General features: G+C 47.3%; 12 protein-coding genes. 9 read left to right on the forward strand and 3 right to left on the reverse strand.

All coding sequences use genetic code 11. The features are described 5' to 3' along the window. Positions 1-14 precede the first annotated feature (14 nt). A complete protein-coding gene (locus tag NIT79A3_RS13410; RefSeq protein WP_013966709.1) occupies positions 15-527 on the reverse strand; it encodes a chemotaxis protein CheW in 513 nt (170 codons plus the stop codon). A 413-nt stretch (positions 528-940) separates the two neighbouring features. Here NIT79A3_RS13410 and NIT79A3_RS13415 point away from each other — a divergent pair, with 413 nt between their 5' ends. Beyond that, a complete protein-coding gene (locus NIT79A3_RS13415; protein ID WP_013966710.1) occupies positions 941-1327 on the forward strand; it encodes a VOC family protein in 387 nt (128 codons plus the stop codon). A gap of 4 nt (positions 1328-1331) precedes the next feature. Here the strand turns inward: NIT79A3_RS13415 and NIT79A3_RS13420 are convergent, their stop codons facing one another. Further along, a complete protein-coding gene (locus NIT79A3_RS13420; RefSeq protein WP_013966711.1) occupies positions 1332-2117 on the reverse strand; it encodes a M48 family metallopeptidase in 786 nt (261 codons plus the stop codon). A 165-nt stretch (positions 2118-2282) separates the two neighbouring features. Here NIT79A3_RS13420 and NIT79A3_RS13425 point away from each other — a divergent pair, with 165 nt between their 5' ends. The 8 genes from NIT79A3_RS13425 to NIT79A3_RS13460 all read left to right on the forward strand — a co-directional run bounded on the left by NIT79A3_RS13425 (position 2283) and on the right by NIT79A3_RS13460 (position 10125). Next, positions 2283-2489, forward strand: a complete 207-nt coding sequence (locus tag NIT79A3_RS13425) for a dodecin (RefSeq protein ID WP_013966712.1) — start codon at positions 2283-2285, stop codon at positions 2487-2489. Between the two features lie 314 nt (positions 2490-2803). Next, on the forward strand, positions 2804-3040 hold the full coding sequence (locus NIT79A3_RS13430; protein ID WP_013966713.1) for a DUF3622 domain-containing protein: 237 nt from the start codon (positions 2804-2806) through the stop codon (positions 3038-3040). Positions 3041-3104: 64 nt separating this feature from the next. After that, entirely contained in the window at positions 3105-5705 is a 2601-nt protein-coding gene (leuS, locus tag NIT79A3_RS13435) for a leucine--tRNA ligase (RefSeq protein ID WP_013966714.1), read from the forward strand. Positions 5706-5722: 17 nt separating this feature from the next. Beyond that, positions 5723-6223 carry an LPS assembly lipoprotein LptE gene (lptE, locus tag NIT79A3_RS13440; protein ID WP_013966715.1) on the forward strand — a complete coding sequence of 167 codons (501 nt, stop codon included), beginning with the start codon at positions 5723-5725 and terminating at the stop codon, positions 6221-6223. Further along, the gene (gene holA, locus NIT79A3_RS13445) at positions 6171-7289 is read left to right on the forward strand and encodes a DNA polymerase III subunit delta (protein WP_348225631.1); all 1119 of its coding nucleotides are present in this window, start codon (positions 6171-6173) and stop codon (positions 7287-7289) included. Before lptE ends, holA begins: the two co-directional genes overlap by 53 nt. 191 nt (positions 7290-7480) lie before the next feature. Further along, positions 7481-7807 carry a hypothetical protein gene (locus NIT79A3_RS13450; RefSeq protein ID WP_013966718.1) on the forward strand — a complete coding sequence of 109 codons (327 nt, stop codon included), beginning with the start codon at positions 7481-7483 and terminating at the stop codon, positions 7805-7807. A gap of 76 nt (positions 7808-7883) precedes the next feature. Further along, a complete protein-coding gene (locus tag NIT79A3_RS13455; protein WP_013966533.1) occupies positions 7884-9500 on the forward strand; it encodes an IS5 family transposase in 1617 nt (538 codons plus the stop codon). A gap of 166 nt (positions 9501-9666) precedes the next feature. Then, positions 9667-10125, forward strand: coding sequence for a hypothetical protein (locus NIT79A3_RS13460; RefSeq protein WP_013966719.1), 459 nt, complete (start codon positions 9667-9669; stop codon positions 10123-10125). A 46-nt stretch (positions 10126-10171) separates the two neighbouring features. On the opposite strand, the gene metH is transcribed toward NIT79A3_RS13460, so the two are convergent. Continuing rightward, positions 10172-13882, reverse strand: coding sequence for a methionine synthase (gene metH, locus NIT79A3_RS13465; protein ID WP_013966720.1), 3711 nt, complete (start codon positions 13880-13882; stop codon positions 10172-10174). Positions 13883-14117: the final 235 nt, after the last annotated feature.

Consider the following 14117-nt stretch of genomic DNA (forward strand, 5'->3'; position numbering starts at 1 on the left):
AACTACTATTCCTGTTAATTAATACTTTGTTCAATTAGACCCATATCACTGCTACCCATCAGCTTTTCGATATCAATCAATATCAGCATACGTTCCTCGACTGTTCCCAATCCCATGATATATTCCGTATCAATAATCGAGCCAAATCCCGGTATCGGCCGCATCTGCCCGGCTTCCAGAGTCAGCACGTCGGATACCCCATCCACCACGATCCCCATGACGCGGCCCGCTACATTTAAAATAATGACCACGGTAAATTGATCATAGTCTGCATTACCTAGCCTGAATTTGATCCGCATATCGATAATCGGTACGATGATCCCGCGCAGATTAACAACTCCCTTGATAAACTCGGGTGCATTGGCAATTTGGGTGATCGAGTCATACCCGCGAATCTCTTGCACTTTAAGTATTTCTATCCCGTATTCTTCGCCGCCCAGACGAAAGGTCAGAAATTCGTTGGCCATATGGCTGGTAACCGGGCCGGATGATTCAGTGACTATGTTTGCTGCTTGCTCCTGCATCATGAGTTATGCTCCTCTTGTTTGCTATATAAATTCCTATCCACCGGCAATTTATGATCTATCATCTTTCTAATGAAATCTCTGTCATCGATTTTCTCCTACCTTTATTTCATACTTATTTTAATTAAGCCAAGCGTAGGATTTATCTTACGACCTAAGAAAAACTTTCTTTAACAGATTTTGCGGATTTTAGTGAAAACAATAATAGAAGTAAGGATGGAATAGAAAGCATATATAACCGCTTATCTTAATAGGAAGAAATGAGGACTACTGTAGGAATATAGCAATGTGCTGCGCGTATTGACTAAGCATGCGGCATAGTACTCGCGGCGGATTATTATGCCTTTTGAATTCTTGCAGGCTGCGAACACATACTTCTTGTTATAAAATTATGTTTTAACCGAGAGATAAGCAAAATGACAATCGAAGGAATGAATCATTTCACAGTTTTAAGCAGTAATTTGGAAAGGAGCAAGACCTTTTATATCAATATTCTTGGCCTCACGGAAGGTTATCGCCCTCCCTTTGCCTTTCCAGGCGCATGGCTTTATGCCGGAAATCAGGCGATCTTGCATATCATGGCTGGCAGACCATTACCGGCCAATGCAGCCGGTGTAATTGATCACATGGCTTTTACTGCATCTAATCTACAAGTTGTTATCGATACCTTAAAGCAAAGTGGCATTCACTACGAGTTGCACCGTTTAAAAGGACTGGAAAGCTGGCAATTATTCTTTCATGACCCAGACGGTGCAAAAATGGAACTGGATTTTCCGGCAAGCGAACCGGAACCCGGAGAATAGCTGTTTATTTCACACAATTCGGAGCCTTGCCGGCTGCATGGGCTTGCTGCATCAGGGGCATGGCTTTAGGCAAAAGACCCCGTAAATCATCGATACGCGTTTCAGGAGAAGGATGAGTTGACAAAAATTCCACAGGTTGAGAACCTTGACTGGCCTGAGCCATTTTCTGCCATAACGTGATACTTTCAGAAGGATTGAATCCAGCTTTTGCCATTAACTCAATACCAATAGCATCCGCCTCACTCTCATGCAAGCGGCTAAACGGCATGATCAATCCGTACTGTGCACCAACACCAAGCAAACCCAATGCATTCTGCCCCATTGGCGTTCGTGGCGCCGCCACAGCTGCAATCAATGAAATACCAATTTGCGCGCCCAGTTTTTGAGACATTCGCTCATTACTGTGTCTGGCCAGCACATGACCGATTTCGTGACCAATGACAGAGGCCAATTGATCCTGATTATCCACCAGCTCAACCAATCCAGTATGCACACCAATTTTGTTACCCGGCAACGCAAAAGCATTCAGTGTATTATCCTCAAAGACAACCACTTCCCAATTACCGCCGACTTCACGTGTAATCGCATTTGCAATACATCGCACAAACTGGTCTTCCTGTGCATTTTGACTGATTGTTTTTTCTTTCTTTAAATCTGAAAAAGCTTGCAACCCCATCGCATCCACTTCACTATCGGGCATAAAAGCCAGTTGACTTCTACCCGTTGGAGTAATCGCACAGGCAGCAAGAGAGATGACAATTAATAGAGCAAATATTATTCTGAGTTTCATAGTAGTAAGTAATTTCCTTAAAATGGATCACTGCGATTGCTTAAGTCTGACAGACTCCAGAATAATAACTACTTTTTTGTTATTTCCGCGTAAAGATTCTGGTATTTCTGATGACCTAAAGTATGATATAACGCTTTTTCCAATAATATAAAGAGGAATTCCAAAATGGGCGATCACGTTTATAAAGTTATCGAAATCGTTGGTTCTTCAACTAAAAGCATTGAAGATGCCATCCAGCAAGCCATTGCCAAATCCGGCGAAACGCTGCGTAACCTGGATTGGTTTGAAGTGGTAGAAACCCGTGGGCATATCGTTGAAGCAAAAGTTGCACACTATCAGATAAAACTAAAGATCGGTTTTCGTCTGGATTAACCTTCCGCGTCTGAAATTGCTGTGTCACAGCAAAAGAATATATACCACAGCAATCAGGCAATACCTGGTCAAGCAAATAGCCGCAGATTTTGGAGCAAAATCTGCGGAAGAACCATCTGGCTTCTACTCAAAGTAGACTACTGCCAAACCGCTGATAAAAAATTACACCAAGTACAAAAGTAACTGTTCCAACACGCCTATAATCTCCAGCGTACAATACACAAACCCTCTCTATTCCGCTCGATATGCCAGCCATACCACTAGTGCGGCAAACCCAACGTAGCGATCATCCATCAATTCTCAGGAAATTAGAAATGGCAAAAGGTAAAAAATACGAATTTCGTGTCAAGCAAGAAAATACCGGCTGGACCGCAGAAATTATCAGAAAAGTAACAGCAAAGAGAACTATTGTTTCAAAGCGCCAGAAAGGATTTTCATCTGAATCTGAGGCGCAAGCATGGGGAGAAAGTGAATTGAAAGCAATCTTGCAGAGCGTGCATGAACGAAACATGCAACGCACCCAACAGCATGAACAAAAATCTGTCGAATAATAGGCACAATCACCCCAAATACTTCACGGTATAATCAGCGTTTTACAGTAAAAAGCTAAATTCCATGCAAGAAAAATATCATCCCCAGGAAATCGAGAAAAACGCACAGCAATACTGGGAACAAACAGCCGCCTTCAAAGCGATCGAGATTACCGAAAAACCAAAATATTACTGCCTGTCGATGTTTCCCTATCCATCCGGCAAACTGCACATGGGGCATGTACGCAATTACACGATTGGAGATGTATTGTCGCGTTACCGCCGCATGCAGGGTTACAACGTCATGCAGCCGATGGGCTGGGATGCATTTGGCCTGCCTGCTGAAAATGCCGCCATGCAAAACAATGTTTCTCCGGCGAAATGGACGTACGACAACATTGCCTACATGCGCAAGCAACTGAAAAGCCTGGGACTGAGTATCGATTGGTCGCGTGAAATCGCTACATGTGATTCCAGTTATTACCGCTGGAATCAATGGCTGTTTCTGCGCATGCTGGAAAAGGGATTGGCGTATCAAACTACCGGCACAGTTAATTGGGACCCGGTTGATCAGACTGTATTGGCTAACGAACAGGTGATTGATGGCTGCGGCTGGCGCACCGGCGCACCGGTGGAAAAACGCGAAATCCCGATGTACTACATGAAAATCACCCAATATGCCGACGAACTGCTGGCGGCACTGGACACACTGACCGGCTGGCCGGAACGAGTCAGAACTATGCAAGCTAATTGGATCGGCAAAAGCTACGGTGTCGACATTACCTTTCCGGCCGATACCGGATCCGGTACACCGCAAGATCTAAAAGTGTTCACTACCCGCGCGGATACGCTGCAAGGCGCAACCTATGTCGCCGTTGCTGCTGAACATCCGATCGCTTTGCATGCCGCCAAAAATAATCCATCGCTGCGAGCTTTTATCCAGGAATGCAAACTCGGCTCAGCTAAGGAAGCCGATTTGGCGACACAAGAGAAGAAAGGCATGGATACCGGCTTATTCGTCATCCATCCGCTGAATGGCAAGAAATTACCGGTCTGGGTAGCCAATTACGTGTTGATGGGTTATGGCGAAGGCGCAGTTATGGCAGTTCCTGCGCATGATGAGCGCGATTTTGAGTTTGCCACAAAATACGCACTCCCGATCAAAGCGGTTATCAAGCCACTGGATGGTGATCTGGAAATGCCGCTGGCACAAGCTTATGTAGAACATGGTGTGACCTTTGATTCCGATGAATTTTCCGGATTGGAATTTCAGAAAGCAGTAGATGCTATCGCAGCGGCACTCGAACAAAAAGGCCTGGGCAGCAAACGCGTACACTATCGGTTGCGCGATTGGGGCATTTCACGCCAACGCTACTGGGGCTGCCCGATTCCGCTGATTCATTGCGCTGATTGCGGTATAGTGCCAGTACCGGACGATCAGTTGCCGGTGGTGCTGCCGCAGGACCTGGTGCCCGATGGCTCGGGCAATCCATTAGCCAAAACGCCGTCCTTTTATGAATGCGCCTGCCCTAAATGCGGCAAAACTGCACGCCGGGAAACCGATACCATGGATACCTTTGTTGATTCATCCTGGTACTACGCCCGCTATGCCTGCTCCGACCAGAATCAGGCAATGACCGATGAGCGTGTCAATTACTGGCTGCCAGCCGATCAATATATCGGCGGTATTGAACACGCCATTTTGCATTTGCTGTATTCGCGATTCTGGAGCAAAGTCATGCGCGATCTGGGTTTAATGACTTTGGATGAACCGTTTACCAATCTGCTGACGCAGGGCATGGTGCTGAACGAAATTTTTTATCGTAAATCCGGCAGCGGGCGCATGACCTATTTCAATCCGGCGGAAGTCAACATCCAGTATGACGAACAAGGCAAACGTTACAGCGCAATCCTGCAAGCCGACAACCAGCCGGTTGAATCAGGCGGCATCGGCACCATGTCGAAATCCAAAAATAACGGGGTTGATCCACAGAAACTGGTGGAAGAATACGGCGCCGATACCGCGCGCTTGTTCATGATGTTTGCCAGTCCTCCGACGCAAACACTCGAATGGGCTGATGCTGGTGTCGATGGCGCGTACCGTTTCCTCAAACGGCTATGGAAACAGGTTTACACCCACCTCCAGCAAGGCGTTGCCGGGATCGATCCCGCGTTGCATCAAACATTAACGCCGGAACTCAAATCCCTGCGCTGCCAGCTACACCAGACCATCGCCAAAGTCAGCGACGACCTGGACCGGCGTCACACATTCAATACCGCTATTGCCGCTGTGATGGAATTGATGAACGGCCTGGCAAAAAGTCAGGGCACTGATCCAGCCAGCCGTAACCTGATGCAAGAAGCGCTGGAAAATATAGTATTACTGCTCTCCCCGATCGTTCCGCATATCTGCCATGAACTGTGGCGTGAACTCAAACCGGGTACCGAACTTTTTGATCAGCCTTGGCCACAAGCAGACAACGCAGCCATGGTACAGAATGAAATTAAGCTGATTGTGCAGGTCAATGGTAAATTACGTGGAGAAATCAATGTCGCCAAAGATGCCGGGAAAGACGTCATTGAGCATGCTGCCTTGACTAATGAACATGTGTTGAAATTTATCGAGGGGCAAGCAGTCAAAAAGATCATTGTCGTGCCCGGCAGATTGGTCAATATTGTTGTATAGGAATAGAGCAAATAAATATGAATCTGAGTAAACAGAAAATTCTTATCCTGGTGGTCTTGTTCCTGCTGACTGCTTGCGGGTTCAAGTTGCGTGGGCAGATCTCTTCACTGCCATTCAAGTCAATGTATATCTCCGCACCTGAAGGACATACCATTGGCATGGATCTGGAACGTGCGGTCGGCGCTTCATCCACGACCAAAGTCAGCACCAATGCGGTGGAGGCGGAAGCCGTTCTGGAAGTTGTCAGTGCTATCCATGAGCGGGTCATTCTATCCTTGTCCGGCGGTGGCCGTGTGCGCGATTTTAATTTGATCTACCGGGTTGTGTATCGTCTTGTTGATAAACAAGGCATAGAGATCATTCCCAACACTGAAATTGCGATAACACGCATCCTGCCTTTCCTGGATGCGCAAATCCTGGCTAAAGAAGCAGAGGAGAAATTGCTGCAAAAAGACATGCAGGCCGATGCCATCCAGCAAATCATCTGGCGCTTGTCCGCAATTAAAATGCCATCTTAGACCCTCGTTGATTCCACTTTCCGGCATGCGGATAAAACTCGAACAGCTCCCCCAGCACCTGCAAAAACAAACTGCTTCGCTCTACACATTATTTGGCAATGAACCGCTGCTGATTCTGGAAGCCGCTGATTTGATCCGCGCGCATGCGCGACAGCAAGGTTATACCGAACGTGAGCTGTTTACTGTTGATCAGCACTTCGATTGGTCGGATCTTCTGAATGCAGGCAACAACTTATCTCTGTTTGGCGATCGCAAAATCATGGATATCCGCATCCCGTCCGGCAAGCCCGGCAAGGAAGGCGGTAAAGCCATAGAAGCCTATTGCAACGCCCTGCCACCCGACACCCTCACGCTCATCACTCTCCCCAGAATAGACAAACAGGGGCAAGCAACCAAATGGTTCAAAGCGCTTGAAACCGTCAGTACCCTGATCCCGGTTTACGCCATCGAGCGTGAGCAGTTACCCGGCTGGATCGGGCAACGCCTTGCCCGGCAACAACAAAAAGCCGATTTAGCCACGCTGCAATTTCTCGCGAATCAAGTGGAAGGCAACCTGCTCGCCGCACATCAGGAAATCCAGAAACTTGCGCTGCTCTACCCTGACGGCGGCCTGACATTCGACCAAGTGAAAGAGGTGGTTCTGAACGTGGCACGCTACGATGTCTATCAATTATCCGATGCCATGATCGCAGCCGATACTGCCCGCTACACCCGTATCCTGACCGGCTTACAAGGCGAAGGCACCGCACCGTTACTGATCCTCGCCACCCTCGCCGAGCAAATCCGCCAGTTGATCATCCTCCGCAAAGGTCTCGACAACGGTCAACCGCCCGCACAATTGCTACAGGCAGCCAGAGTCTGGGGCGACCGGCAAAAATCAGTGATGACCGCCGCCAAAAGTATCAGTCTGCAATCGCTGACGCAGGGATTATCCGACGCTGCAAAAATAGACCGGATTATAAAGGGGGTAGCGCAAGGGGATATTTGGGATGAATTGCTGCAATTGGGTTTGCGTTTTGCCATTCCTGACAGTCGGCAATTCAGGGAAAAAAAAACTAACTTTTAGCAAAAGAAGAAACTTATGGAGATTATTAAAGATTTCTTAACACTGTTTCTTCAATTAACCGCTATCCAGGTGCTTTTGGTTACTTCTTTGTCTATTCGAAAACCGAAGCTACGACTTGCAACCGCTATTTTCGTTCTCAATATAGATTTAGCACTGCGAAGTAAAATATACAGTGCATACGGTGATTGCCAATGCCTATCCAATTATTTAAATCGGATTACAAAAAAACTGATAGTGATCATAACCGAATAATATTTGGATATCGAGCACCACTTCGAGGACTCGATGTGATAAAGGAAATATCTGAATGGGAATCAACTCAATATACTTATGGTCCTGTGGTGTATCTCAGCGACGATGATGAAAGGCGCTGGGAATCAGAACTTCGACTTCGAAAATATCAATTCGGTATAGGCAAGGAACAAAGTTTCAAGATTGCGCCTGAATATAGAAGAGGACCTATAGATCGCTTGCATGAGGTAATAAATAGAGCTTACTCAAAAAGCATAACTAACTGATTGAGTTTAACAATATTTTATTTTTTGGTAAAATAGTGCACGTAAATATGTGAATTAACACCAAAAACCGTGCACTATGATTCGTTATATAAGCCAAAAGCAACTGCCCCTCGAAGGATTTGATACACCGCCAGGCATGATTCTTGATCCCAATAATCGCTGGGTAAAACTGAGAGATTGTCTACCGTGGGATGAGTTGTCCGAGAGTTACTATAAGACGTTATGTTCAAGACTGGGCCGCCCAGCCAAAGATGCCAGAATCGTGATTGGAGCAGTGATAATTAAACATAAATTATCGATTTCAGATGAAGAGACTGTTGAACAGATTCGAGAAAATCCGTACCTGCAATATTTTATCGGGCTGAAAGGTTTTCAAGCGAAGGCGCCCTTTGCGTCATCATTACTGGTTGAGATACGCAAGCGCATGGGTCAGACGGTATTTGATGAATTTCATGAGGCGATCATCGAAACGGTTGAACCTCGGCGGACAAAGCAATCAGTCAAAGCAATGGATGACGACAACGGCGACAATGCTGTATCAAATAGCGGTGATGCGGGCAGCAATGACGCGGCTACCCCAATGGAGGCAGCTCAATCTTTGGCCGATGAGCAGCTGCGCAATCGCGGCAAATTAATACTGGACGCCACCGTTGCAGAACAGGCCATACGCTATCCCACAGATCTTGGACTGCTGAACGAAGCGCGTGAATTGAGTGAGCGTATCATTGATGAACTGCATGCCAAAAGTAATCGTCCACAGAAAAAGAAGCCGCGCACTTATCGCGAGATTGCCAGAAAAGCCTACCTCAGCCTGGTCAAGTTAAGACGGCCATCCAGCAGAAAACGCCGTGCCGGTATCAGGCAGCAATTGCAGTTCCTGCAGCGGAATTTAAATCATATTGAAGCGATGCTGACGGAATATCCGTTTGGCACGCCCATACCGTTATCCAATTGGTTGTTGCGCCGCTACTGGGTATTGCCCCATCTGTACCAACAACACTATGCAATGTACAAAACCAACACCAGACGCTGTGATGATCGCATTGTCAGTATCAGTCAGCCGTATCTTCGGCCTATTATCAGGGGAAAGCAAGGCAAGGCAGTGGAATTTGGCGCCAAAATAAGCGTGAGCTTGACAGGCAAAGGATTGGCGCATGTCGATAAGCTGCACTGGGATGCGCAACATGAAGGCCATGATCTTCAAGCGCAAGTTGAAGCCTACAAAAAGCGTTATGGCTATTATCCTGAAGTCGTCATTGCCGATACGCTATATGGTTCACGTGATAATCGCAGCTATCTGGAACGCAAGCATATCCGCTTCGCAGGCAAACCACTGGGACGTCCGCCAAAGAGTACACTTGAAAACAAAGATGAGATCAAACGCCTGAAAGCACAACGCCGACAGGAATATCGCGAGCGCATTCCAATTGAAGGAAAGTTTGGCCAAGGAAAGTATGGTTATCGGCTCAACAATATTCGAGCCAAGCGCGCTGATACGTCTGCCGCATGGATTAATAGTATCTTCCTGGTTATGAACCTGCTCATCTTGGTGCGGGTTTTTATTTGCCTGAAGAATCTTGCTGCCAAAATAGCTTTCTGGGTGACAAAAAAGTGCATGCCCAGAGAAATTCCGTTTGCGCGTGATTGCCAATTCATCTTAAACCGGGATTCTTACTTAGCAGTGCATATCTGATTGCTGAATTTCTGAGTAAGCTCTAAATAGAAAATACGGTTATGATCTTGGTAAAAATCTAGAATTTGGGGAAGAATCAGTTCAACCTCAGCCTATATATTACGAAGATGAGCAGGATTTTCTTGCACTGATTCTAGCTGATATTGAAAAAGAATGCCCTAACGATATGGAAAGAGTAAAAGCAATTAATCACCTTAATAGTGCTTACAAAGTAATTAACATTGTTCAGCTAAAGAACCCCTATCATGCAAGTATCAACAATATTCATCTGCTTATCACTAATGAATATCGTGGTGTCATGAAGCTAGTTACTGAGTTTGCCGATAAACAAGGATTCTCTATTTTGGTTAATACTACTCAAGATGTGCATTTAGTTCTTGGCGAGTTACCACCAAATTCTGAGCGCTACTGCATACTGGAGACTCGTTTGCGCCCATTAACTGAAAAAGATATAAAAATGCAGTCAAATCTATTACTGGACAAACTAAGTCCTCAAATAATGAGGCCAATAATTATTAGAGCAGCGATACTTACTATATTGGTAGTCTTACTTAACAAATATGTTGATACAGAAGCAATTAATAATCTTGAGCTATTCTTGCAGAATTTCTTATCTTCAAATTAATAACTGCTTCTGTTAACTTGCGTTCTGATAAAACATCACATTTAGCTTACCGTTCATACGCCAGCACCGGTGCCAGCCATTTCTCCGTTTCTTCTACTGTCCAGCCTTTCCGTTTCGCATAATCCTCCACCTGATCTTTGCCGATTTTTCCTACTGCAAAGAAGGTGGATTCGGGATGGGCGAAATAAAATCCCGACACAGCTGCAGTCGGCACCATGGCGAAGGATTCTGTAATAATGATGCCGGCATTTTCTGAAGCATTCAGAACTGCAAACAGCGGACCTTTTTCGGTGTGATCAGGACAAGCCGGGTAACCCGGTGCAGGACGGATGCCTTTATATTCTTCATTGATCAGTTGCTCGTTGCTTAAGGTTTCATCCTTGGCGTAACCCCAGAACTCGCGGCGCACGCGTGCATGCATGTGCTCGGCGAAAGCTTCTGCCAGACGATCCGCCAGCGCTTTGAGTACAATCGCGCTGTAGTCATCATTGGCATCTTCAAAGGCTTTGACGCGTTCATCAATACCAAACCCGGCGCCTACGGCAAACAAGCCGATGGTGTCTTTGATACCGGTTTCCTTCGGCGCAATGAAATCGGATAAGCAGCGATTGGGTTTGCCGGTCGGTTTCTGGTCTTGCTGACGCAAACAATGATAAGTCATGGCCAGCTTACTGCGTGTTTGATCGGTATAAATTTCGATATCATCGCCGACGGAATTAGCCGGAAACAGACCAATCACCGCGTTGGCGTTCAGCCATTTCTGCTCGACGATTTTTTTCAGCATCGTCTGCGCATCGCGAAATAGCTGGCTGGCCGTTTCTCCAACGACTTCATCCTGCAGGATGTCCGGATAACGCCCGGCGAGTTCCCAAGCCTGGAAGAAAGGCGTCCAATCGATATACGGAACAATCTTGTCCAGCGGGTAATTATTCAGCGTGCGAACACCGATCAGTTCGGGCTGATACGGGTGGTAATTCGCCCAATCGGTCTGATACGCATTGGCGCGCGCTTGAGCCAGTGTCAGCAGCTTCGCCGTTCCTTTCTTGTTCTTGTGCTGGGTGCGGACTTTTTCGTATTCTTCCTTGATTTCCTGCACATAACCCGCTAATAAATCCCGGGAAAGCAGATTAGTGCACACACCCACCGCACGGCTGGCATCCGGTACCCATACGGTTGCACCTTCATAATGCGGCGCAATTTTGACAGCGGTATGCACCCGCGAAGTGGTTGCGCCGCCGATCAATAGTGGAATCGTGAATCCCTCGCGCTGCATTTCCTTGGCGACGTGCGCCATTTCTTCCAGGGAAGGTGTGATCAGTCCGGACAGACCGATAATATCGGCCTTTTCACGCCGCGCCATATCCAGAATCTGTGCGCTCGGCACCATCACGCCCATGTTGATCACTTCGTAGTTGTTACATTGCAAAACCACAGTGACTATATTCTTGCCGATATCATGCACATCGCCCTTGACGGTGGCGATGACAATTTTTCCTTTGGGCTTGTTATCACCGGATAATTTCTTTTCGGCTTCGATGAACGGCAGCAAATGCGCTACCGCTTGTTTCATCACCCGCGCCGATTTGACCACTTGCGGCAAAAACATTTTACCGGCGCCAAACAGATCACCCACGACGCTCATGCCTTCCATCAACGGCCCTTCGATCACCTGAATCGGGCGGCCACCTTTGTTTTCAATCTCCACACGCGCCGCTTCGGTATCCTCCACAATAAAAGTGTCGATGCCCCTGACCAAGGCATGCGTCAGCCTTTGTTGCAACGGCTCAGCGCGCCAAGCCAGGTCTTCAACCTGTTCCTTCTTCTTACCCTTGAAATTTTCTGCAAATTCAACCAGATGTTCGGTCGCATCCGCACGCCGGTTCAGAATGACATCTTCAACTTTTTCTAGCAGCTCAGCAGGAATATCCGTATATACCCCCAGTTGTCCGGCATTCACAATCCCCATCGTCATACCGGCTTTAATCGCGTGGTACAGAAATGCGGTATGAATGGCTTCACGAATCGGCTCGTTGCCGCGGAAGGAAAACGAAACATTGGATACCCCGCCGCTCACTTTGGCATACGGCAGGGTTTGTTTGATGATCCGGGTAGCATCGATAAAATCGACGCCATAATTATTATGCTCTTCAATCCCCGTCGCAATCGCGAAAATATTCGGATCAAAAATAATGTCTTCGGGCGGGAAACCAACCTGGTCAACCAGCAAACGATAACTGCGTGTGCAAATATCCACTTTGCGTTTTAGCGTGTCGGCCTGGCCTTGTTCATCGAACGCCATCACAATCACCGCCGCACCATACCGGCGAGCCAGTTTAGCGTGCTTGATGAACTCTTCCTCGCCCTCTTTCATGCTGATCGAGTTAATGATGGATTTACCTTGAACACATTTCAAACCCGCTTCGATTACTGTCCACTTGCTGGAATCCAGCATGATCGGTACTTTGCAGATATCCGGCTCGGCGGCAACCAGATTCAGGAATGTCACCATGGCTTTTTGCGAATCCAACATGGCTTCATCCATGTTGATATCGATGATCTGTGCACCACTCTCAACCTGGCTACGCGCCACGTTCAACGCTTCGGCATAATCATCATTGAGTATCAAACGGGCAAATGCTCTGGAGCCAGTGACATTAGTCCGTTCACCGACATTCACAAACAGTGAATCATCGCCAATATTCAGCGGTTCCAAACCGGACAGACGCAGTTTCTTGGGAATTTCGGGGATTTTTCGGGGTGCAATATCACTGACGGCTTGGGCAATGGCTTTGATATGCGCCGGGGTTGTCCCGCAACAGCCGCCCACAATATTGACAAAGCCGGATTGCGCGAATCCTTTGATTTGATTCGCAGTATATTCGGGCGACTCATCATAGCCCGTGTCGGATAACGGATTCGGCAAACCGGCATTGGGATGCACACTGGTATAAACATCCGCCACACCCGCCAATTCTTCAATATACGGGCGCATGAGCTCAGCACCCAACGCGCAATTAATACCGACGGAGATCGGCCGCGTATGACTGACCGAATTCCAGAATGCTTCCGGTGTTTGTCCGGATAGCGTGCGTCCGGAGGCATCGGTAATGGTGACCGAAATCATGATCGGCAGCCGTATGCCATGGTCTTCGAAGAATTGGTCAATAGCAAACAGCGCCGCTTTGGCATTGAGCGAGTCGAAAATGGTTTCAACCAGCAGAATATCCACTCCGCCATCCACTAACCCGCGAATCGACTCGGTGTAGTCGACGACGAGTTGGTCATAAGTAATCCCGCGAAACCCCGGATCATTGACATCCGGAGAAATGGACGCTGTTTTGGTGGTCGGACCGATCACACCAGCGACAAAACGCGGCTTTTCCGGTGTTCTCGCTTCGAAGCTTTGCGCGGCTTCACGCGCCAGTTTTGCGGCAGAACAATTCAATTCATACACCAGATCTTGCATGTGATAATCCGCCATCGAAGCCGCATTCGAATTGAAGGTATTGGTTTCGAGAATATCCGCCCCCGCTTCCAGATAACCCGTATGAATCGAACGAATAACCTGCGGCTGCGTGAGTGTCAATAAATCATTATTTCCTCGCAGATCATGCGGAAAATCGGCAAAACGCTGCCCACGAAAATCCGTCTCGGTCAGTTTGAATGTCTGAATCATCGTGCCCATCGCGCCATCCAAAATCAGGATGCGCTGGGCAAACAAACTTTCCAATAAGGCGGTGCGGGATTCTCTAGTCATGGATTTGGTTATGTTATAAGAAAAATGGATGGGGCATTATACCTGAGCTGTTTCGATCTATGGCGCGAGGTGTTAGCAGTTGACGATGGATGACGCTTTGTTTATCCCACTCTACATGCTATGGCTTGCCCAATACACAATAGGATTCTTCGCATCAATTAAAGCACGATGGAAGTATATTTTAAATTTGGATATTCAGAATAGAGGTGAGCAGAACTGCGTCGTCCTATGCATT

The organism is Nitrosomonas sp. Is79A3 (assembly GCF_000219585.1).
Lineage (GTDB): Bacteria > Pseudomonadota > Gammaproteobacteria > Burkholderiales > Nitrosomonadaceae > Nitrosomonas.